We start from the raw sequence: 14,570 nt of genomic DNA on the forward strand, positions 1-14,570 counted from the left end.
ACCGGGTTAACGATAGGTTCGATTCTCACACCAGCAGGTTGGGTAGTTTATCCCAAGGAGGTAATCTATGGCAGACCGCTCTGATTTTCTCTATCCTCGTAGTCGTTACTACGGTCAAGTCAAGCCAGAAAATCTAGTTTTTAACGCCAATTTGCAGGAATTTGCTCAACGGGTAAACTTCATCTGCAACCTAGAAACTGGGGGGAAAATTTCATCCTCCGAAGCCTACGAACAAATTAAGAGTCTCTGGAAACAGTTGAAAAAAACTAAAAAGCAACTCGCTATCGGTGAGAACCCTTTCCAGATTGGAGAGGATAAACCAGAAGGATGAGGTGCAAAAGGGGCAGCTTCTAAAATCTGCACCAATTCGCGATTAGTCATTAACCTCATTTGGTGGTCATCGTGTGGACTCCATCCCAGGCGTCTGAAGGCGGTTGCCGAAGGTAATTCTTACACCGTTCTAGGTGGACGGTCACTGCCTGATCCGTGGGTCTTAAGCTGTAGGCATCGCCAAAGTAGGCGATCGCTTTTTGGAAGCTTCTGTCCATGTAGGCGGTACGCCCAAGATGATAGAGATCGAGAAAGTTCTTCGTGGAGTCGTCGAGATGCTGTCGATGGTCGCCGATCAACTCGTAAATACTGACGGCAGAATTTTTGCCCTTGACGCGAATTTTGTCTAACTCTCGTACCCAGATGCGATCGCGACACAAGTTGTAGGTAAACTCGCTCAAGATAATATCGCAGCCGTATTCCTTGGTGACGCTTTCCAGGCGAGAACTCAAGTTTACCCCATCACCAATCACCGTGTAGTCCATCCGTTTGTGAGAACCGATGTTTCCAGACACGACTTCTCCAGAACTCAGCCCAATGCCAATATGAATTTGCGGCTGGTTTTCAAATAAACGGCGGCGGTTAAACTCTGCCAACCTGCGGCGCATATCTAACGCCGACTGAACCGCCATCCAAGCATGATTTTCCGCCAAAGGCAGAGGGGCACCAAACACTGCCATCAAAGCATCGCCGATGAATTTATCCAAGGTGCCTTCGTGGTTAAATACTGCTTCTACCATCGTTTCAAAATACTGATTCAGCAGCGAAACCACTTCCGAAGCCCCTAGATTTTCCGTCAACGTGGTGTAGCCCCGGATGTCGGAAAATAAAATTGTCACCTCCTTGCGTTCGCTCATCATCAGCGCTTTATCACCCAGTGCCATGACTTGCTCTGCCACTCTAGGCGTCATGTAGCGATACAAGGTAGATTTCATCCGTTTTTCGTGGCTGATGTCTTCCAAGACCACCAAGCCGCCCCTGACGCCTCCTTCCGGGTTTGTGAGGGGATTCACGGTGAGATTCATACTCCGTTCAATTTCCTGGACTTGATCGGCACTCAAAATCTGATGACAATTGTGCGTACTGGCAGCGCCAGGACTGCATGATTCATTCCAAGGAATGAAAATGTTTGGGTTGAGGCGATCGCGGATTGCCAGAATATAAACTCCAGTAGGTTCTCCCTCCGAATCAGAGGCCACTTCAGAATTTAGAACTTCTGCTACCTGCTGACACTGGGCGCATTGTGCCTGCACGGACAATTCTGGCATTGCTCCCACTGCTACTGACTGGTGGCTTTTCTCTACATATAAACCTACTGTCAGGGTTTGCTCTGGCACATATTGCTTGGCACCCGTCTTCAGACTATCCTCAAGACGAAACTGAAGATGTTCGATGGGCACTACATCCCAAACGAAGCGACCGATTAATTTCTGCTCCCACAGATGCTTGTTGCTTTTACCAGTGGTTTCCCGAATCGGGCACCCTAGTAACTCCAGTGCAGCTTCGTTAATCGTGACAATCCGTCCCTGCATATCTGTAGAGATGACTGCATCTGAGAGACTTTGCAGGATATCTTTTTGATACTGCTTTTCCAACAACACATTCTCGAAGAGTTTGGCATTTTCCAGGGCAATCCCTGCCTGGATATTAAATGCCTGCATAAACTCTTCATCTGAACTCGTGAAGCTGCCGGGTTGCTTGTTAATTAACTGCGTAACGCCGATTAATTCCATTGATGAATTAAACACCGGCATACACAGGATATTGCGCGTCAAATAACCCGTTCGTTGGTCGGCGCTGGGATCGAACCGCGGATCTTTATAGGCATCCGGGATATTTAGCGGCTGACGAGTGGAGGCAACATAACCGGCAATGCCTTTGTTAGAAGGAATGCGAATTGGGATGATCTCCGTGCCATCTTTGTTGGCAACTTTCGTCCAGAGTTCTCCCGTTTCTTTGCTGAGCATAAATAGGGTGCTGCGATCCGCCTGCATTAGATCCCGCGCTTGCTCCATCACAAAGCGCAGAGTTGTTTCCAAGTCAAGGCTTTGACCGAGATAGGTGGTTGCTCGCAACAATGCCGCTGCCCCCCGCTGCTTGCGTGCCGCCATATAAAACGATTGGCAACTTTCTAGGATAATGCCGATAGAGGCGGCAAAGTCGCGAAATCCCTGCTCATCCTCCTCGGTAAACGGCCCATCCCCCGCTTTATTTAATAGTTGAACGACTGCAACAATCTGGTTTTTGCTGCTATAAATCGGCATACAAAGCAGACTGTGGGTGCGGTAGCCCGGTCGCTCGTCAACTTCTTTGTTAAAGAGTGGGTGAGAGTAGGGGTCAGGAAGATTCAAAGTCTCGCCGGTGCTGGCGACGTGACCGGCAACGCCAATATTAATGGGAATCCGGATTTGTTTGGTGGCTCTCCCAGTCTCTGTATCGGGAATTTTTGACCAAAGTTGATTTTTTTCTTCGTCTACTAAAAAAATAGTGGTGAGGTCTGCTTGCAGAATTTGACCCATTTTGAGGGTAAAGGCGTCCATGACCTGCTCTAGCATGGTTTCCAGAGCTTCGTTGTTGATCATGTCGATCGCTCGCAGAAACTGCTGGAACTCGGCGGTTATAAAATCGAGTAAGCAGATAAATTCGCCGAATGACAGGTCTTTGACGCGCGAGGTCAGGACGCTAGTACGATTGAGCTGCGTAAGCTGAGTTAACGTAGCCAGAACGCTGCCGGTATTAGAGAGTGTCATGGGGAGGAGCATTTGCAAGCTGGGGTTTTAGCTGTTAGCTGTTATTAGTAAGCGATTCGCACTTTTTATGCATTAAATTTAATCAAAATATCCGTAAAAGCGTAAAATCGCGGTTAATTCCGAAGAAACTAGCTGACAGACGCAAATTTTTGCGCCTCTACAGAGAAAGAGTGGTTTTAAAGTTGGGTTTGTTTGGTGTCCACCTACTGAGTTAATGGTTATCGCTTACTTGGCTTACTTGTAAATTCAGCACCTACTAACTTAATTTAACCTCGGAGACCTGAAATCCTCATCCGTAGTGTTTAGGAATATGTATTAATTAGCAGCATTTTTGGGGTCAGTTGTCAGTTGTTTTCCTGAAACCCTGACTGCTGAACCCTAACAGATGATGATTGACTGTTAATGAATTGCTTAACGAATCGCTGATGCGTAGTAATCTTGCAGCTGGCGGGTGGCGGCAGCCCAACCCCAGCGTTCGGCTTCAAGGCGGGCATTTTGCCGTAGGGTTTCCCGTTCTTCTTGATGGGCAAGGAGGCGCTGGGTGGCAGCGATCGCTCCCTCTTCATCTTTTGGGTCAAATAAGTAACCGTTAACGCCATCGGTAACGATATCGGGAATCCCTCCGGAACGTGCGGCGACAACGGGACATCCGGCTGCCATCGCCTCCAACAGCACTAATCCTAAAGTTTCGGTGCGTGAGGGAAAAATAAAGGCGTCTGCTGAGGCAAAGGCTGAGGCGAGTTCAACGCCGGTCAGATAACCAACGAAATGGGTGGGCGTCCCGGCAAAGTGTTGTTGCAAGGCTTGTCGATGGGGGCCATCTCCCACTAGGGCAAGACGAGCGTTGGGAATGGCTGCTAAAACGGGCTTAATACGGTCAATTTCCTTTTCGGCACCCAGACGCCCTACGTAGAGTAATAAGGGGCTTTCCGGGTGTCCTTGGCTGAGATGCGATCGCATTTCTCGGCTTGACAAGTGGGGCTGGAATAATTCTGTATCTACTCCCCGCTGCCACAAATCCACTCGCTGGATGCCATGACTGGTGAGTTCCTGCACCATCGCCGTGGAAGTACAGAGATTCAGCTGCGCTTGATTATGGGCTGATTTGAGAAATTCCCACAGCACACCTTCTAACATTCCCAAGCCATAATGCTGGAGATACTGGGGTAAATGGGTATGATAAGACGCCAGCAAGGGAATCTGCATCGTTTTGGCATAATACACACCCGCTAGCCCCAAAATAGCTGGGTTGACAACATGAATAATATCGGGTTGAAACTTCTCCAGTTGATAACCAATGGATGGACGGGGAAAAGCCATTTTCAACTCTGGATACCAAGGCAACGGGAAGCCAGAAACTCCGTAAATCCTGGCTCCTTTATACTCCGTCAACCCACCATCAGGGGAAAAAATCAGCACTTCGTTGCCGCTGCGCTGTAAATGTTCAACGGTGTGGCGCAGGCGCGTCACAATGCCGTCAACCTTGGGCAAAAAGGTTTCGGTAAAAAGAGCAATTCGCATAATTCAGTGCTGAGGGATGAGAACTTAGGACTGAGTGATAGATTTAAGAGCGATCGCGGCTGAGGGCTAAGGACTCAATGAACGGTCAAGCTTGAGGAGTTATTAAAGTTTATCTGTCTTTTCAATGCAACAATTCAACCCAACAAATTGTTTGCTAGTTGCCACTCTCTCCTCTATCTCTGTTTCCAGTCAGTCCGTGCTTCGCACCGCTTCGCTAACAGTCCTCAGTCCTCAGTCCTGATTACTGACGGTGCCAAGAAACTTTGGGCATGATCTGATTTTTATCAACGCGGTGCTGGTACTTGACGGCAAAGTTGAGCAACGAGTCGAGTAGGGCGTCGGAGAGATAATGAGGTTGTAAGCCGAGATCGAGCAAATTGGTGTTTTTGGCGTTGAAGTAGTGTTCTTCTTTCTCGACTCTGGGGTTATCGAGGTTTTGGATGTCAACATTCAGCCCCAAGGAATTCCCGGCTTTCTTCACCATTGCGGCTAAGTCACCGATGCTAAATAGTTCGGTGAACTGGTTGAAGACGCGGAATTCGCCGGGTTGGGCAGGGTTCGCGATCGCGAGTTCCATACATCGCACTGTATCCCGAATATCCAAAAAGCCTCTCGTCTGACCACCTTTTCCGTACACGGTCAAAGGATGCCCAATTGCTGCTTGGATACAGAAGCGGTTGAGTGCCGTCCCAAAGACCCCATCGTAATCCAAGCGGTTAATTAACAGCTCATCCATGCCCGTCTCTTCTGTCAAGACGCCGTACACGACACCCTGATTCAAGTCGGTGGCGCGTAGCCCCCAAATCCGGCAAGCAAAGTGGATATTGTGGCTATCATGAACTTTGCTGAGGTGATACATTGATCCGGGCTGCTTCGGATAGGGCAAAGTATCCTTACGCCCGTTGTGTTCGATGGTGATGTAGCCTTCTTCAATATCAATGTTGGGCGTCCCATACTCGCCCATCGTTCCTAATTTGACGAGGTGACAGTCGGGGAAATCTTCTTTGATCGCATACAGCAGATTCAGCGTCCCCACCACGTTGTTCACCTGGGTGACGACGGCGTGTTCTCGGTCAATCATCGAGAAGGGTGCCGAACGCTGTTCGCCAAAGTGGACGATTGTCTCTGGTTCAAACTGGTGCAGCGCTGACTGGAGGAACTCGTAGTTAGTGATATCCCCAATAAATAGGTCGATGGATTTGCCGGTGAGATCCTTCCAGCGCTGGAGGCGTTGTTGAATGGGTGCAATAGGGGTTAGGGTATCTGCGCCTAGTTGCATATCCCAGTGACGCCGCACCAGGCTATCTAGAATGCCGACTTCGTATCCTCGACTGGAAAGATAAAGCGCGGTTGCCCAACCGCAGTAGCCATCACCGCCAATAACCAAGACTTTCATACGGGTTCAATTAATCTTGCTTGCCAACACTCGGTAAATTTACCAGGTAATGGTACCTTCTAGACCATCGAAGTGAATTCCTTCTTAGCGATCGCCGGTACACCCCATCGAGCTTGTAGTCGTTTGATTCTTTCTCGTATTTCTTCCCTCCTTCGTCATCACTCTTTGGGAGGAAAGCGTTGTTTTCCTGGTGGCGGCAGTCCAGCAATCAGAGTGCAAGTGTGTCTAAGACCTCCAGATTAAAAGTTGAAGGTTCCTTGTTGATAGGAACCTTCAACCTTTAGCTTTCAACCCTTTAAACTTTCACTTCATCGGCAAAACTTCCCCAACGGACGAATTGGAAAGGACCCCCGACCGATCCCCAAATATGCTCATCGGTTTCGGGATCGCGTCCCCGATCGAGGCTGATAAACTTGTTTTCGTCAATTTCAAAGGTGCTGTCGAGATAGGTGTTTTGACCTTTGCGAACCACCATACAACCTTTACCGGGTTCGACGTAACCTTTGAAGCTGTGACCTGTCCATTCGACGATCATGTTACAGCCTGGTAATTTTTCCAGTTGGTCTGCTTTGAGGTTGTGCAGGCGCTTGGGGTCGCGGGAGGCACCATAAAATTGTTCTTCATTCTTAACTGTGTAGTTTTCAATTTCGATGCGATCGCCTGAGGTAATTAACTTTAAAACCCGCAGCCGGTATGGGTCATTAATCATATAGTCATACGCTTGTTCTACCAGGAAACTCACGCCAGACAAGAGTTCCAGCGGTAGAGGACGCATGCAGACGCGGATATGGGCAAAGATGGGAGGATTTTCAAATGCTTGTGCCTGGTTGCTGAAATCTGCTGCCATCCAGCGAGCTAAGGTAGCAATATCAGTAGAATGCGTCATTGTTTATTAAAATGCCGTTGTTGAGAAATGATCCCCCTTATTTTAAGATGCGCGATCGCTCCTTCTGAAGTTTCTTGACAACGATAGAACCCACTAGAACGAATGCAGTTGTCCTTGACGGGGTTTTCTGTCGGAGATGCTTTAGGGGAAACGTTTTTGGGGGCTGAAGTAAAGCTGTAAGGGCGAGTCCAATAGCGTCAGGTTCCCCCACAATGGCGCTAAGCTGACGATACCCCACTTACAGATACAAAAAGATTTTCCAGCGTCCCTCTCCGGGAACGGAGAGGGGCTGGGGGTGAGGTTTTTCTTGTGGCATTCAAATAGATTTAAGCTGAAGAGAAAAATCCCCGTCTTCTTATTTTTTTTGGGGTTCCTCTATCTGGGCTGGGCACACTGCTTGATAGAAATCTCCGATGATACTTCCCGATTGAATTTTGGCTTCTAGCAGTTTGTCATTTTTACCTACATCGATATCCCCGACAATTCGACCGCTTTGGTCAAAACGAATTGACCGACGCCATCGGAATACACCTTTTTTACACTCTATTGCATGATAATTGTCCACCCCAATCGCACCATCTGCTTCCGGAGCTTGAAACAGATTCCGTCGCCAGAATTCTACAAGATTTCCCTGACGAACAATCCGCGCATCGTCGATATAGATAGGGTTGTTGTCAAGGGTTTTGCTTACGGGTACCCAAGCTGCGATCGCTCTTGAGGTAGCAATCATTGTCATCAAGCTTATCCCGGATACTATAGCGAGACGCGAATGTTGAAAAGTAAGCAACTTAGTCATGGGATTGCCAAAATTATCGAGATTCATTGAAGGGTGAGAAATGTGAGTGTTAACTGTTTTTAACGCCTGCTTTTGAGTCGGAACAATAGGAACTGAGTCGTCTGTTTATCTTGGAAATTATCGTCACTGACTAGAAGTAAACTTTGACTGCCATCCGGCAAGCGGGGGCCAAAAGTCATGCCTTCCAAATTGCCCAACGGAATGCCTATTTCATCCAAATCTAACAGCAACTTTTTCTTCACTGGCTCAATGCCAGTAAGCTCACCTTTAAGGCTGGGAATACTAGAAATATCCGTTGCCCCACCCATTGCTGCCTGATAAATCCGAACCCTGTAACCTAACAAACTCAAGGAACGTTCCAAGGTGAGGAAGTGCCCCCCTGCATCTAAAGATAAAAACTCCGGCAAGCCATCTTTGAGTGCCCCACTCGGAGGCGGTTCCATTTCGTATAAATGTTCGGCAATCAGCAGCGGTGGGCCATCACTGAGCAAATAGTGCAAGATCCGACATTTTGCTCCCAGCTTTGAACTAATTGCTTCGCTATCCTGCATCAATGATGACTCAGTGGCAGTAAATAGACGAAACGGTTCCCCGGCTGCTGGGAGAGTGCCGACGGGATTGAGAGTGAGGGCTTCAAACCCCAGGTTATTCTGGATGCCACGAGTCTGTGTTGTATTGCCGCTGACATCGGGAAGATAGCGTTCCGGGATCGGTAAGTTCTGCCGCAGACGTCCAGTTTTTAAGTCAAACTCCCCGATAAAGGGGGGAATACCATCGCGGGCAACCCCTTCGCTAGAGATAAATACGGATTGTTGAGGAGACACGGCAATCCCTTCCGTATCCACCGTACTCTTGGGATAGGTGTTGCCATCTTCCTTGGTTAGAAAAGTGACGTCCTCAACTTCTACTTTCTGGATGCCGATTTTGCCATCGCTAGCGTCATCGATAACCATGTTGAGGGTATAGAACCGGGCTGGGGCAAACTTACTGCGGTCATCTGATATTGCGTAGAAACGGTTCTGCTTCCGGTCGTAGGTCAGCCCCGATAAGCCGGAAACAGGTGTATCTTTAAATTTCGTCTTAGGCAGCTGGTATTCCCCCAAAAAGTCGAGGGATAGATCCAGAAAAACTCGATCTTGAGTCATTCCTGGCTGGACTCCGCAGGAAGTGACAAAAGTCAATAAGGCGATCGCTATCCCCAGCACCCAAGATCGCGGTCTAAATTGCCCACCGTTCACCAGCTTTCTCCTAAACTTCACAACAAGCGCGGAAACTATCGCTTTACTGTAGCAGTCAGTTGGGTGAGAAACGCTACAACTTCTGATATTAACCAGGTCTGCTTGTATAGTTTGTTATTAACAATTTAAACCGCTTGCGCCAAAAATATTATGCAAAATTTGTTTACTCGTCTGTGGTTGCAGCAACGTCGCTCAAGTGCTTTAGGGCTGGGAATGGCTGCCGTTTTATTCCTACTGTGTTCCGGTTCTGCCGGATGGGCAGCAACTGCGGCGGATAATAAACCCAAACCCAACCCCTTAGAGATAACGACGCCCGATCCACTGCTGCCGCAGCCTCAAGTAGATCGTCCCCTGACTCCTGAAGAAATCAGCAAACTTAGGCAGGCTCTCAATGAATTAAATGCCCAGGCAGCTGCTCAGCTTAAAGCCGGTAATGCACCCGCAGCGTTTGAACTTTGGTATCGGGAATTGCGACTGCGGCGATCGCTTGGGACGGTGGAAGAGGTAGAAGCGCTAGGACGAGTGGGAGCGATCGCTTGGGAAAATAATCAAAAACTTGATTTGCAAATTATCACCAAGCGTCTGCAAGCAATTCAGGATCGGGCTTTTGGTAGGACACCAGAGCCAAAAGGCAAAACGCCGCGCCAGCAAACAAACCAGAATGGAGGCAAAACCGAAGAAATTGCTTTGTCTTCTCCAGTCTCGGCAGTGGACATAAAACTGTTGCAAGCTTTGGGTCAAGCTTACCAGCAGATACGGCTGCCAGCCCCCGCCCTAGAAGATTATCAGCTGTTGCTGGCTGATGCGAGGCAGCGTCAGGATAAAGCCACAGAAGAGGCAATCCTGAAAATCATTGCCCAACTGCACCTGAACTGGTTTGATTATCCCAAGGCGGCGGCAACTTATGAGGAATTGCTGAGTTTTGCCACTCAACAGGGCGATACTGTCAACCAAGTGGTTTATCTGCAACAGCTGACTTACATTTACGACAAGGCGAAGCAACCGGAAAATTCTCTAAAAGTGAAGCAACGGTTAGCAGAAAGTTACCTTGCCAATAATGAGTTAGCTCAAATACCAGCGTTGAAGATTGCGATCGCTAGCGATTACGAAGCTCTCAAACAACCAGACGAAGCGAGTAAAAACTACCAAGAAGCCTATAACATAGCGTGGTCTTTACAGCAGTTTGCTTCTGCCAGCGAAGCTTTGAAAAAACTAGGAGATCTCTACCGAACTTATAAACAACCTGAATATGCTTTGCAGGTTTATCAAACTCTTTTGCAGGTAGAGCGGCAGTCCTACGACTACTATAACTTGATGAAAACCTACGACCAAATCGGTCAGATTTATCTAGAACGCGGAGACTTAGCGCCAGCAAAAGCAGCGTTTGAACAAGGGTTGGAATTAGCAAGGTCGTTAAAGTATCAGGAAACTTACTTTGCCAATCAGCTAGCGCGAGTGACTCAGCAAAGTTCGCAGTAAATATCGGGTTGGAGAAGGCTTATCTCTTGTTATCGATAGGATGCCAGCATTTCCAATCCCAACTCAAAAATGGTCTGGCTGGTCATTCTGCTTTTAAAGGCGGTTGTCTCAGCAAGATAGAAAGCTTTATATTCCTTCAGAGAGAGTTAAAGACACAGGAAGTTTCCCACCGAAGATTGATTCAGTTTTTTTTGGTGATTGATATATTTATAAACATAAAGGTAGTGCGGTTCTAAGCAAAGACGTTAAATATTAGAACTGCTATAAAAATTAGCTCCCTTCCTGAGATAGTCTTTGTCCCTTGGTTATAGACTCCGGTAATTTGGTGTTTGCACTTAGAGCCAAGTAGAAATGCTTGGTTCGTTTTTTTTATGGAATCACCAAATAGGTACATCTGACTTTTGTAAACAAAGCAAAAGTGAGTTTAGTCACGGTTCTAGAAATTGAGAAATAAGACTGCCAAGGCTAAGGTGACTTTCTATTAACCGGGAAAATTTCTGGGTATTTTAATGGTTTCTATTCAGTTGTCTTTCATCAGCTAGATAGTAAATCTACAAGGGTTTTAGCTAGATATTCATACTGCGCCGGAGTGTTATACAGTTGAGCTGAAATCCGAATCAGCTGTTTGGGAGGTGCAGGCCAATAAATCACCGGCACCTGAATCTCAAAGCGATCGTACAACGCATCTTGTAGCGGGGGCGTTATTTGCATCTCTCCTGGGCTGTCTGGAATTTCATCCGGCAATGGCACAGCTGCCATCGAACCAATCATCTCATCAGGACACGGTGGCGACACCTTTAGCGTTTCGCACAGTAGCTGCCGTGCTGTTAATGCCATTGCTCGGTTACGCGCCATCAATTCGCGCCATCCACCCGGTAACAGCGAACCCAGAAACCGGATAGCTTCAGCAACACACAGATAAGCGCTGGGATCGTCGGTGCCCATCCAGTCAAATTCTAGATGAAAGCGCGATCGCTCTTTTCGGGGCGAGTTGGCACCGTGACTAATCGTTAGCGGACGAATTGCCGATTGCTTGTCGCGCCGCACATATAAAAATGCGGCTCCTTTAGGCGAACACAACCATTTATGACAGTTGCCAGTGTAATAAGTCGCCCCGATTTCCCGTAGATTCAGCGGCAGCATCCCTGGCGCATGGGCACCGTCTATCAGTGTATCCACGCCACGCTCTGCCAGTTGGCGAGCGAGCTGCTGGATAGGAAAAATTAGCCCTGTCTGACTAGTTACATGATCTAGCAGCGCTAGCTTTGTTCTGGGTGAAACCTGTTCCATCACGGCTTCGATGACTTGTTTTGGCGATGTGATGGGGAAAGGCACTGTCGCCACAACTATCCGCGCCCCAGTCCGACCGGCAATGAAATTGAGCGCATTGCGGCAGGCATTGTATTCCTGATCTGTCGTCAGTAATTCGTCGTCTTGGGAGAAATAAAGCGGGGAGGTGCTAGAATCGCCTCCCCCAAGCGATCGCAATATCGCATTCACTCCAGTTGTTGCATTCGGGACAAATACCAACTCTTCTGGATCGGCACCCACGAACTGGGCTAACTCATCCCGTGCGGCATCCAGCAGTGGCTCAAATTCGCGCACAAAAAATCGCAAAGGTTCCCTTTCCAGTTGCGCCCGGTAGCGTTGTTGGGCTTCCAGAACCGGCAGTGGACAAGCACCAAACGAACCATGATTCAGGAACGTCACCGCTGGGTCAAGCGACCACAACTTCTGAAATTCTGAAGGGCGAAGGATGAAGTCTGAAATTTTCTCTTTCATGCTTCATCCTTCAATTAAACTAATTAAACTCCCCAGGCAAGATTCGAACTTGCGACCAATCGATTAACAGTCGATCGCTCTACCACTGAGCTACTGAGGATCGTGAACTCAATCTTTTCAACAGTTACTAATATTACCGAGTGCAAATATAACTTGTCAAGCCCTTTTGCAGTTTTCTGGCAAATTTTTTTTAGGCTGGATGAACTCGTGCTAGCTATTTCTGGTTCAGCCGCCACTCAGCGAGACGTTCGCGAGCTTTTGCATCGAGGGAATTGGCTAAAAACCGCCCCGACGAGTGTTTCTTTGGTCTGTTTTTGCGTATGACCGCACGAGCGGTTGATTCCACGTCGTAAGCCAGCTGTGGTGCTGACATCCATTCTGCGCCATACCCCACCACTGTTAATTGCTGCGCCCGATCTGATGTAGCGACAATCAAGCGCCGTGCCGATCTGTAGGGATTGTAACGAAAGGAGGCACAGGTTTTTTCGATGTAAGTATCTGCTGTCTGCCCAAAATCTGTGTAATACACTGATAGCTCGTGGGTAATCGCTTCACGATTACTGCGCGTATCTTGATACTGGGCATCAAATACAACTTGAGTTTCAAAACCCTTAAAAGCGCTGTAATTGACCAAAGCCTCTATTAATTCAAGACGGGCGGCTTCTAGCCCATTGCGATCGCGGGTTCTTTGCAGGTAAGACCATAGTCCAATGACGTTGTAGCCGTCAACGAGCAAAACAGCCTGCGGGGATGGGCGTTGCATTGTTTTAAGCCAAGATTTTTTAGGTGAAAATAACTATTTCATTATCTTAACAATATAGCAAGTCACTTCTGTAGTCCTTTTTGCAGAACTCGGCGAATCCTCTTAAAGGAGAATCTTGGCTTATAAGGGGGAATCCTGAGTTTGCAAGAGGCGTTGTCTTAGGCGTTTTGGCTCTCCTCGATCCACAACGCAGCCCTGCTCCAGTAAGAATGCACCGTCGGCATAATTTAACTCATCTAATCGATGCGTGACCCAAAGGGCAGTCAAACCCCGGCTTTTTACCAAGCTTTGCACTTGCGCGACTAAATCCAATTGAGAATCCGGATCGAGTAGGGCGGTGGGTTCATCTAATAGTAAGACTTCCGATCGGCGGGCGATCGCACCGGCAATGGCAATTCGCTGTTTTTGACCCCCACTCAGAGCATAAATGGGACGTCGTTCCAGCGCCAGTAAATTGACCGCTGCCAGTGCTTGCTCTACCCGCCCGCGTATCTCAGCGGGCGAGAGATTTTCCTCCACCAGTCCAAAGGCAACATCGGCACCGACCGTCGGCATCACCAGCTGATGATCGGGATTCTGGAAGACAAAGCCAATCGGGTTTAAAATCTGAATTTCTCCTGCTTGGGGACGCAACAGCCCAGCCAGCAATCTCAACAAAGTTGATTTTCCACTGCCGTTAGTGCCCAAAAGCATCCAAAATTCACCCTTGGGCACCTCTAGCGAACAGGAATCTAAGACTTTCTCCCCTTTCGGCCAGTTGAAGCAAAGGTCTTTGACTTGAATGGCAGGCTTGACCATTTCGACACCAGCAGGAAGTGTGTTCATTCAGCGAGGGCGAAAAAGCCTGGGGGTCTTCCAGCCGATGCTGTGCTGGATTTCTGAGATACCTGAATGGCAACAATCTCACTACTGAGAATGCCGATTTTTTTCTCCGGCTGGCGTTCGCAAGTGAGTTCTAACAGTTGAGCTTTGTCAGAGCGGATGGCACTCAGAATTTCCTGGTAAACGCTTTGGGCATCTTCCTCTGACTTCCGTTGCACCGACAACGACATCGGTGTGTTTTTCAAAATTAGGTCGATTGTAAACATGAGTTAAGCGATTGCAATTAAATATCAGCTCCACATCCCTAGTATCTCAGACGCGAGCCAGTTGCTGCCTGATGGAAAAATTCGTTGAGCAGGGGAGAAAGAATTTCCTCTTCTCCTCTATCTTGGTGTTGGTAAGTTTCGCAAATCCTTTACTAGTCAAGACTTTAAGCGCACTCATCCCCTGAACCGTCGCGAGTGATGAACATCTGCGATCGCTGCTGTCACCCCTACGGCTAAATATTAAAATGAGTGAAATAAATTTACCCAAAACTGTGCAAGTTGGACATAATAAGATTAAACTCAGTAAAGAATCGTAAACTAGATTGACATCCTAGTTTGTTTTCTGCGTAGCCCATCTAGTTACAGATGGAGCCAGCAGAAACCTCGATGACTGTACTTATAACTAACCTGTTTGGAGATTTGCTGTCATGACTATTGCAGTCGGACGCGCGCCAAGTTCAAGAGGGTGGTTTGATGCCATTGACGACTGGCTCAAGCGCGATCGCTTCGTATTTGTCGGCTGGTCTGGCCTACTGCTATT

13 protein-coding genes, 1 tRNA gene and 1 pseudogene are annotated in these 14,570 nt (G+C 48.0%); 4 read left to right on the forward strand and 11 right to left on the reverse strand.

Going from position 1 to position 14,570, the window contains the following annotated elements:
• The first annotated feature begins 67 nt into the window (after window positions 1-67).
• Entirely contained in the window at window positions 68-331 is a 264-nt protein-coding gene (locus H6H02_RS24500) for a hypothetical protein (protein WP_190822719.1), read from the forward strand.
• A 55-nt stretch (window positions 332-386) separates the two neighbouring features.
• On the opposite strand, the gene H6H02_RS24505 is transcribed toward H6H02_RS24500, so the two are convergent.
• The 3 genes from H6H02_RS24505 to H6H02_RS24515 form a co-directional block, all read right to left on the reverse strand.
• Window positions 387-3,080 (reverse strand): GAF domain-containing protein, encoded by a 2,694-nt coding sequence (locus H6H02_RS24505; RefSeq protein ID WP_190822721.1) that lies wholly within the window; start codon window positions 3,078-3,080, stop codon window positions 387-389.
• Between the two features lie 411 nt (window positions 3,081-3,491).
• Window positions 3,492-4,601, reverse strand: coding sequence for a glycosyltransferase family 1 protein (locus H6H02_RS24510; RefSeq protein WP_190822723.1), 1,110 nt, complete (start codon window positions 4,599-4,601; stop codon window positions 3,492-3,494).
• Window positions 4,602-4,842: 241 nt separating this feature from the next.
• Window positions 4,843-5,997 carry an NAD-dependent epimerase/dehydratase family protein gene (locus H6H02_RS24515; protein WP_190822725.1) on the reverse strand — a complete coding sequence of 385 codons (1,155 nt, stop codon included), beginning with the start codon at window positions 5,995-5,997 and terminating at the stop codon, window positions 4,843-4,845.
• Between the two features lie 72 nt (window positions 5,998-6,069).
• Between H6H02_RS24515 and H6H02_RS26920 the strand changes: the two genes are divergently transcribed.
• A complete protein-coding gene (locus H6H02_RS26920; RefSeq protein WP_206757310.1) occupies window positions 6,070-6,240 on the forward strand; it encodes a hypothetical protein in 171 nt (56 codons plus the stop codon).
• A gap of 52 nt (window positions 6,241-6,292) precedes the next feature.
• Here H6H02_RS26920 and H6H02_RS24520 read toward each other — a convergent pair whose 3' ends face one another.
• The 3 genes from H6H02_RS24520 to H6H02_RS24530 all read right to left on the reverse strand — a co-directional run bounded on the left by H6H02_RS24520 (window position 6,293) and on the right by H6H02_RS24530 (window position 8,917).
• Complete coding sequence (locus tag H6H02_RS24520) at window positions 6,293-6,883, reverse strand: chromophore lyase CpcT/CpeT (protein WP_190822727.1); 591 nt, start codon at window positions 6,881-6,883, stop codon at window positions 6,293-6,295.
• A 355-nt stretch (window positions 6,884-7,238) separates the two neighbouring features.
• The gene (locus tag H6H02_RS24525; protein WP_190822729.1) at window positions 7,239-7,619 is read right to left on the reverse strand and encodes a surface-adhesin E family protein; all 381 of its coding nucleotides are present in this window, start codon (window positions 7,617-7,619) and stop codon (window positions 7,239-7,241) included.
• Window positions 7,620-7,738: 119 nt separating this feature from the next.
• On the reverse strand, window positions 7,739-8,917 hold the full coding sequence (locus tag H6H02_RS24530) for an esterase-like activity of phytase family protein (protein ID WP_347342651.1): 1,179 nt from the start codon (window positions 8,915-8,917) through the stop codon (window positions 7,739-7,741).
• Between the two features lie 150 nt (window positions 8,918-9,067).
• On the opposite strand from H6H02_RS24530, the gene H6H02_RS24535 reads away from it, so the two are divergent.
• Window positions 9,068-10,396, forward strand: coding sequence for a tetratricopeptide repeat protein (locus H6H02_RS24535; protein WP_190822731.1), 1,329 nt, complete (start codon window positions 9,068-9,070; stop codon window positions 10,394-10,396).
• 534 nt (window positions 10,397-10,930) lie between these two features.
• Here H6H02_RS24535 and H6H02_RS24540 read toward each other — a convergent pair.
• The 5 genes from H6H02_RS24540 to H6H02_RS24560 all read right to left on the reverse strand — a co-directional run bounded on the left by H6H02_RS24540 (window position 10,931) and on the right by H6H02_RS24560 (window position 14,029).
• Entirely contained in the window at window positions 10,931-12,178 is a 1,248-nt protein-coding gene (locus H6H02_RS24540; RefSeq protein WP_190822733.1) for an aminotransferase class V-fold PLP-dependent enzyme, read from the reverse strand.
• 28 nt (window positions 12,179-12,206) lie between these two features.
• Window positions 12,207-12,278 (reverse strand) — tRNA-Asn (locus tag H6H02_RS24545).
• 114 nt (window positions 12,279-12,392) lie between these two features.
• Window positions 12,393-12,941: an NYN domain-containing protein gene (locus tag H6H02_RS24550; protein ID WP_190822735.1), complete on the reverse strand. Its 549-nt coding sequence runs from the start codon at window positions 12,939-12,941 to the stop codon at window positions 12,393-12,395.
• A 120-nt stretch (window positions 12,942-13,061) separates the two neighbouring features.
• Complete coding sequence (locus H6H02_RS24555; protein ID WP_190426205.1) at window positions 13,062-13,739, reverse strand: ABC transporter ATP-binding protein; 678 nt, start codon at window positions 13,737-13,739, stop codon at window positions 13,062-13,064.
• A 23-nt stretch (window positions 13,740-13,762) separates the two neighbouring features.
• Entirely contained in the window at window positions 13,763-14,029 is a 267-nt protein-coding gene (locus H6H02_RS24560) for a hypothetical protein (RefSeq protein ID WP_190822737.1), read from the reverse strand.
• Window positions 14,030-14,457: 428 nt separating this feature from the next.
• Between H6H02_RS24560 and H6H02_RS24565 the strand changes: the two are divergent.
• A pseudogene (locus H6H02_RS24565) lies at window positions 14,458-14,570 on the forward strand (photosystem II D2 protein (photosystem q(a) protein)); the annotation flags it as partial.

The organism is Coleofasciculus sp. FACHB-1120, from assembly GCF_014698845.1.
In the GTDB taxonomy this organism is placed as follows: domain Bacteria; phylum Cyanobacteriota; class Cyanobacteriia; order Cyanobacteriales; family FACHB-T130; genus FACHB-T130.

Bases quoted from the DNA above. Each gene is read 5' to 3' on its own strand.
- H6H02_RS24505 (WP_190822721.1), bottom strand. From the start codon at position 3,080: ATGACACTCTCTAATACCGGCAGCGTTCTGGCTACGTTAACTCAGCTT.
- H6H02_RS24520 (WP_190822727.1), bottom strand. From the start codon at position 6,883: ATGACGCATTCTACTGATATTGCTACCTTAGCTCGCTGGATGGCAGCA.
- H6H02_RS24550 (WP_190822735.1), bottom strand. From the start codon at position 12,941: ATGCAACGCCCATCCCCGCAGGCTGTTTTGCTCGTTGACGGCTACAAC.
- H6H02_RS24510 (WP_190822723.1), bottom strand. From the start codon at position 4,601: ATGCGAATTGCTCTTTTTACCGAAACCTTTTTGCCCAAGGTTGACGGC.
- H6H02_RS24535 (WP_190822731.1), top strand. From the start codon at position 9,068: ATGCAAAATTTGTTTACTCGTCTGTGGTTGCAGCAACGTCGCTCAAGT.
- H6H02_RS24515 (WP_190822725.1), bottom strand. From the start codon at position 5,997: ATGAAAGTCTTGGTTATTGGCGGTGATGGCTACTGCGGTTGGGCAACC.
- H6H02_RS24555 (WP_190426205.1), bottom strand. From the start codon at position 13,739: ATGGTCAAGCCTGCCATTCAAGTCAAAGACCTTTGCTTCAACTGGCCG.
- H6H02_RS24525 (WP_190822729.1), bottom strand. From the start codon at position 7,619: ATGACAATGATTGCTACCTCAAGAGCGATCGCAGCTTGGGTACCCGTA.
- H6H02_RS24540 (WP_190822733.1), bottom strand. From the start codon at position 12,178: ATGAAAGAGAAAATTTCAGACTTCATCCTTCGCCCTTCAGAATTTCAG.
- H6H02_RS24500 (WP_190822719.1), top strand. From the start codon at position 68: ATGGCAGACCGCTCTGATTTTCTCTATCCTCGTAGTCGTTACTACGGT.
- H6H02_RS24560 (WP_190822737.1), bottom strand. From the start codon at position 14,029: ATGTTTACAATCGACCTAATTTTGAAAAACACACCGATGTCGTTGTCG.